General features: G+C 39.6%; 3 protein-coding genes and 1 pseudogene. 3 read left to right on the forward strand and 1 reads right to left on the reverse strand.

Annotated features, from left to right (window positions below):
* Together QUB61_RS38890 and QUB61_RS38895 are read left to right on the forward strand one after the other, a co-directional pair.
* The coding region (locus tag QUB61_RS38890; RefSeq protein WP_333136749.1) for a reverse transcriptase domain-containing protein at positions 1 to 268 on the forward strand (268 nt) is incomplete at its 5' end.
* Positions 261 to 806: a group II intron maturase-specific domain-containing protein gene (locus tag QUB61_RS38895; RefSeq protein WP_333136751.1), complete on the forward strand. Its 546-nt coding sequence runs from the start codon at positions 261 to 263 to the stop codon at positions 804 to 806. The genes QUB61_RS38890 and QUB61_RS38895, both read left to right, overlap by 8 nt.
* Before the next feature lie 130 nt (positions 807 to 936).
* Here QUB61_RS38895 and QUB61_RS38900 read toward each other — a convergent pair.
* A pseudogene (locus tag QUB61_RS38900) lies at positions 937 to 2,054 on the reverse strand (IS630 family transposase).
* Between the two features lie 112 nt (positions 2,055 to 2,166).
* On the opposite strand from QUB61_RS38900, the gene QUB61_RS38905 reads away from it, so the two are divergent.
* On the forward strand, positions 2,167 to 2,484 hold the full coding sequence (locus QUB61_RS38905) for a hypothetical protein (RefSeq protein ID WP_333136753.1): 318 nt from the start codon (positions 2,167 to 2,169) through the stop codon (positions 2,482 to 2,484).
* The last annotated feature ends 11 nt before the right edge of the window (positions 2,485 to 2,495 follow it).

Below are 2,495 nucleotides of genomic sequence, written 5' to 3' on the forward strand. Positions count from 1 at the left end.
TGGATTTAGAATAACTGGCAAAACCCCAGCGTCAAACATTGTCGAAACATCAATCCGTTATGCGGATGATATGGTGATAATGCTTAGACCTCAAGACGATGCAGTCAAAATACTTGCCGAAATTGATAATTTTTTAGCAGCAAGAGGAATGATGGTAAGTGCTAAGAAGACCAAGATTACCGCTACGACAGATGGATTCGACTTTCTCGGCTGGCACTTCAAAGTGTTAAGCGACGGAAGATTTAAAAGCTACCCCGAGCGTGGATAATTTTAAAAAGTTCCGTTTGAAGGTAAAGAACATCGTTAATTGCTCGAATTATGGTTCTAAGGTAAAAGCCGAAAAGCTAGCACCAATAGTTAGAGGATGGAGAAATTACCATAGGTTCTGTGATATGTCAGGAGCAAGGTTTTCACTTTGGTTCTTAAATCACAGAACATACACGGTATTTAACAAGGAATCCAAAAATACCAGAGAATCAAGCGTTAAGCTTGTTAAGAAGGCATTTCCTACGGTTCCTTACTCCGAAAACAAACACATCTCCGTCAAAGGGGATAAATCGCCCTATGACGGAGATTTAACTTATTGGAGCGAACGCAATAGTAAGTTATACGATGATTTGACCTCTAAAGCCCTTAAAAAGCAAAACCATTCATGCGGTCATTGTGGGATGAAATTTATGAGCGACGAGCGAGTAAATCTACATCACATCGACGAGAATCATGATAACTGGAAACCTAAAAATCTTCTAGCAATCCACGAATCCTGTCATGACTACTCACACATGAGCAAAAGGGTCACTCCCTAAGAATATCGGGAGCTGGATGCACGGAAACGGGCACGTCCAGTTCTAACTGAGAGGTGCTGGGGATAATACCCCACATCGACTCAACCAGAGTACGGCGCACAGGACTAAGCTGTCAAACATCTAAACTGCATTAACTCGCGTTACCTTTATTTTTTATTGTTCGGTTCCATTTCATAATTAGTTCTCCTTCATTTAACAATTTATTTAACAGTGACTCTAGTTTTTCAATGGATTCAAATAATTTATTAGCAACATATTCCTTAGCCGAATGCCATACTAATTCAGCTCGCGTTGTAGTCGGGGCTATACTTGGGTAAAAACGCTCTGATTAAATTCGGCATCTCTGCTGCTATTTTCGGCAAAATCTCGGTTTTTTTATAAAAAATAGCGTTTTCCAAAATCCTCACAAATTTACAGCCTTTATCTTCAAAGTCTTCCGCTAAATTCCCTGGCAATATCCACTCTCCTCTTAAATTTCCATAATTTTTTTTAGCACTGCATAAAAATTACCATAATTTCCAGACGGAATAAAATATACCCTGCTTTTCTTGTCTGAATATCTCACTCCACCCATGACATTTATACGACCTTTTCGTCGCTCTCCTCTTTTTTTGCTTCGAGTCCCTTTTTTACACCAATTCTTCCTTCTAATTACCCTCAAACTAAATCCACTCTCATCCCAAAACCATACCTTTAGAAGAGCTGGAGATTCTTTTGCTATTCTTAGATACTCAGCTAATTTATCTTTAAATAAACCCCTCTCTACGGTATCTTGCTTAGACTCTAAGCTATATTTAGCGAGGTAGGTAAATATACTTTTTTGATTTTAAAATCCTCCTTACTTGGGTGCTACTCAGCTCAATTTCTGTCTTTTTTTCTAGATATATGGCAAGTCTAGCTGTTGTCCATCTCCCGAATTCATAGCCATATTTCTCAGGTTCTATTTCTATTATCTCTGGGAGTAAATCAATGTATTATTCTGTAGCTTTTCGGTAGTTCCCCTTCATCCTATCATCTTTGAAACTGTCTTTTGAAACTGTCTAAATTCTCCGGCTCACCATGTATGATCCCCTAAGCCACTTTTCTCAGAGAACATCCAATTATTTCAGCAGTTTGAGCTGGTGTATTCCCGTTATTTAGTAAGAAAAAAATTAAGGCTCTTTGCCGAATATTTGGATGAGCATGCTCTTTTAATGCTTGTTGTAGACTTTCTTTTGTCTCGCAACTGAGGAAGTTTTTAGTAGGCATTGGTTTTTCTAAAAATCATCATATTGTTATACTATACAATATGCGTTTTAGATGCTGAACAGCTTACGCAATTCCCAAAGACTTGGTAAACGAGCGGTGGCAGTTAAAAGGATTGCTGGAATTCGAAGGCGATCGCTCTTATCAGTTTACCCACTTGGGTAAAATCCCAGTGGGTGCGCGAACGCTAGTGTTGTTCAACAAAGTCCAAGAACAAGAGCTGCTGAACCAGTTGGCTTCGTTGGAAGGCTCTGTAGAGATTGCCGAAGCTGGGGTTTTATCTTGTTTGGAAGAACGGCGGGCTGATTTGCTAATTTATCGAGCACAGCTTCGTCGGATTCTGGTGAATTCGCTCTATTTCCTTGAAGTGTGCGATTCGTTGCCGTCGAATCAGTGGATAAAACCACGAAATAACACGGCTCACAGCCATTAAAGGCTCGTGAA

It is taken from the genome of Microcoleus sp. C2D2, from assembly GCF_036702495.1.
Lineage (GTDB): Bacteria > Cyanobacteriota > Cyanobacteriia > Cyanobacteriales > Microcoleaceae > Microcoleus.